We start from the raw sequence: 3,414 nt of genomic DNA on the forward strand, positions 1-3,414 counted from the left end.
CGTTTCTTTGTGTAGATGGATGCACCGATAATACCTAAAATAGGTAATAAAATAAGTTTAATCATAAAGCTAATGACGATAATTCCTGCGACACCAGCCCAAAAGGGTTTTATATAATGATCTGATGCAAGTTGTCCAATTACAGGATCATTTCGCTGGAATTTCTTTAAATTTAAGTTATTAACAACTACATAAGGACCTTCTTGCTTATTTTCTGGAATCACCCATATTATTTGAATGCGATGACCTGTGCGTAAGGTGACATTCCAGTTTGATAAGGTGACATCATGCTCCTGACCATTATCATCCATGAGAAAAAATTGATCATGAATCGTGGTACTTGAAGTTACAGGAGCTGTACCGCCTGTCCCATTATAGGTTGCACCACCACCGCCATGTACCCGAGTTTCTCGTTGTTTATTATTATCAACCACTTCACCTGTAAATTGATAGATGCCGTAAGTTTTCCCCTGAATAGAAACAGTGGTCATATTATCCCTCTTCGTATGTTAATTTTAAAAATATATACAGAAGAGTAATTATACTCAAAAATCATCCTTTTGATAAAGATGATCCATACGCTCACGTTTGGTCTTTAAATAATGTTCATTGAATGGATTACGACCTACAGTGAGCGGAACGCGCTCGACCACATTAATTCCAAGATCAGTGAGTGCTTTTAGTTTGAGTGGATTGTTCGTCAGCAATTTTACTTCTTTCACTTGCAGATGATCGAGCATAATGCTGCACATATCATAACGACGCGCATCAGCAGGTAGATTTAACAATAAGTTTGCATCAACGGTATCATGCCCCTGATCCTGTAGGGCATAGGCACGAATTTTATTGGTCAAGCCAATCCCACGACCTTCCTGACGCAAATATAAAATCACACCCTGAGCCGCTTCATTGATCATTCGTTGTGTGGCTTGTAACTGAGGTCCACAGTCGCACTTCAATGAGGCAAAGGCATCACCAGTCAAACATTCAGAATGGATACGCACGAGTACGGGCTGATTTGGTGCAGTTTCTAGTCCTTTGGAAAGCGCCACATGCTCTTCGCCCGTTGCTGGGTCTTGAAACACGGAAATATTGAAGTCACCAAAAGCAGTTGGTAGCCTTGATGTTGCAACAAATTCAATTGGCACAGAACGCTCACTATGATAATAAAAACAGTCAAAGTATAGCTGAATGTGTGAAGATTGCGTGAATTGGAATTTCTGATTTTTCACATAAGTTTTTCTTTTTCATACAAAGCACACAATAATGGTTGATAAACAGTGACATAATTCAGGATAATCTGCCAGCCAGTCCCCGAGACTGGCATGAGAATGTTTAGCACGACATCATTTGCCCATGTGGCTGATTGAAGGTAGATCATATTTAATTGTATGATTGCCCCCATTTAACCCAGCTTCGGATTTGCCAGGCTTAAAAAGGCTTCGCCACATTATGTTGTATACCGAAATTCCAACTCAACGTCCTGTTACGCCATTGTTAGATGGAATTGATCATCCACAACAGTTACGTCAGCTCGAACAAGGCCTGCTCCCACAAGTGGCGGATGAGTTGCGTCAATATATTTTGTATGCGGCAGGGCAAAGCGGTGGCCACTTTGGCGCAAATCTTGGTGTAATCGAATTAACGGTTGCGTTGCATTATTGTTTTAATACACCTCAGGACCGTCTGGTTTGGGATGTGGGTCATCAGGCTTATCCACACAAGGTGTTGACAGGTCGCCGTGACAGAATTACCACGATCCGTGCCAAAGATGGTTTGGCTGCATTTCCTGCCCGTGAAGAATCCGAGTTTGATACTTTTGGGGTAGGCCATTCATCAACAGCAATTTCTGCTGGTCTTGGTATGGCGTTGGCACGTCGCTACCAAAAAGACCCATGCGATGTGGTTGCCATTGTCGGTGATGGTGCAATGACCGCAGGTATGGCCTTTGAAGCCATGAATGATGCGGTTGCCCATGATGCCGACCTGATTGTGGTGCTGAATGACAATGATATGTCGATCTCCTGCAGTACAGGCGGCTTTGCCAAGCATTTGGCGGCGATTTGGGAAACAGGTCAGTTGATTAATGTCAATGAACAGGGTGAAGCCTATGTTCAGCCACATCCGAAGTGGACTTATAACTCAAGGTTACATCAGTCTGCAACAGATGCAGCGGATAACTTATTTAAAGCGATTGGTTTTGATTATTTTGGGCCATTTGATGGGCATGATGTTGAACAACTCACACAAGTTTTCCATGCGCTAAAAAAACGTAAAGGCCCTCGTTTAGTGCATATTTATACCAAAAAGGGTAAAGGATTTGCGCCAGCTGAAGCAGACCCGATTACCTATCATGCTATTACTAAAATTGTACCTACAGCATCTGCTCCTGCAAAAAAATCACCGCCTAAATACTCAGACGTGTTTGGACAATGGTTATGTGATGAAGCAGCGCAAGATGATCGTTTACTGGCGATTACTCCAGCGATGTGTGAAGGTTCAGGGATGGTTCAGTTTGCAAAGCAATACCCTGAACGTTTCTTTGACGTTGCGATTGCTGAACAACATGCAGTGACTTTAGCCGCGGGTATGGCGTGTGAAGGTTTAAAACCTGTTGTAGCAATCTATTCGACCTTTTTACAGCGTGGCTATGACCAGTTGATCCATGATGTTGCGTTACAGAATCTGGATGTGACTTTTGGAATTGATCGTGCTGGTTTAGTCGGTGAAGATGGTCCAACCCATGCAGGTGCCTATGATTATGCCTATATGCGTACTGTACCTAACATGGTGATCATGGCACCAAAAGATGAAAATGAATGTCGCCAGATGTTGCATACGGCATATCACTATAATGGACCAACCGCGGTACGTTACCCACGTGGTGTCGGTACAGGTGCTGAAATTCAACAACAGATGACTGCTTTAGAAATTGGTAAAGCTGAAATCGTTGCGCAATTTAATCAGGACGCAGATCAGCAGATCAGTATCCTTGCTTTTGGTAGCCGTGTTGCAGCATCAGTTGAAGCAGCAGAATTATTAGCAAGTAAATATTCGGTTGCTGTATCTGTGGTCAACATGCGGTTTGTAAAACCATTAGATGAGCAGATGCTTCGTGACTTAGCTACTAACACAAAATTTTTTGTGACTGTAGAGGAACATGCGGTTATGGCTGGTGCGGGAAGTGCAGTAAATGAATTTTTAGCATGCGCTAAAATCATTAAGCCAATTTTAAATCTAGGTTTGCCAGATGCATTTTTAAATCAAGCAACTCATCAGCAAATGCTCATTGACTGTGGCTTAGATGCCAAAGGTATTTTACTTTCAATAGAACAAGCTTGGTTATAGATCGCTAACGCTTTGTAAATTAGAAAATAATCTTTCGCAAACATTTTTTACCTAAAAGCCCTTATA

General features: G+C 42.2%; 3 protein-coding genes. 1 reads left to right on the forward strand and 2 read right to left on the reverse strand.

Going from position 1 to position 3,414, the window contains the following annotated elements; all coding sequences use genetic code 11:
* Together B4H32_RS03595 and ribA are read right to left on the reverse strand one after the other, a co-directional pair.
* The coding region (locus B4H32_RS03595) for a hypothetical protein (RefSeq protein WP_286800028.1) at positions 1-491 on the reverse strand (491 nt) is incomplete at its 3' end.
* 54 nt (positions 492-545) lie between these two features.
* Complete coding sequence (gene ribA, locus B4H32_RS03600; RefSeq protein WP_004683304.1) at positions 546-1,148, reverse strand: GTP cyclohydrolase II; 603 nt, start codon at positions 1,146-1,148, stop codon at positions 546-548.
* 304 nt (positions 1,149-1,452) lie between these two features.
* Here ribA and dxs point away from each other — a divergent pair, with 304 nt between their 5' ends.
* Positions 1,453-3,348, forward strand: coding sequence for a 1-deoxy-D-xylulose-5-phosphate synthase (gene dxs / locus B4H32_RS03605; RefSeq protein ID WP_286800031.1), 1,896 nt, complete (start codon positions 1,453-1,455; stop codon positions 3,346-3,348).
* Positions 3,349-3,414 lie beyond the last annotated feature (66 nt).

It is taken from the genome of Acinetobacter sp. UBA2063, assembly GCF_002333245.1.
GTDB lineage: Bacteria > Pseudomonadota > Gammaproteobacteria > Pseudomonadales > Moraxellaceae > Acinetobacter > Acinetobacter parvus.

Coding starts and splice junctions, on each gene's coding strand:
- dxs (WP_286800031.1), top strand. CDS start 1,453: ATGTTGTATACCGAAATTCCAACTCAACGTCCTGTTACGCCATTGTTA.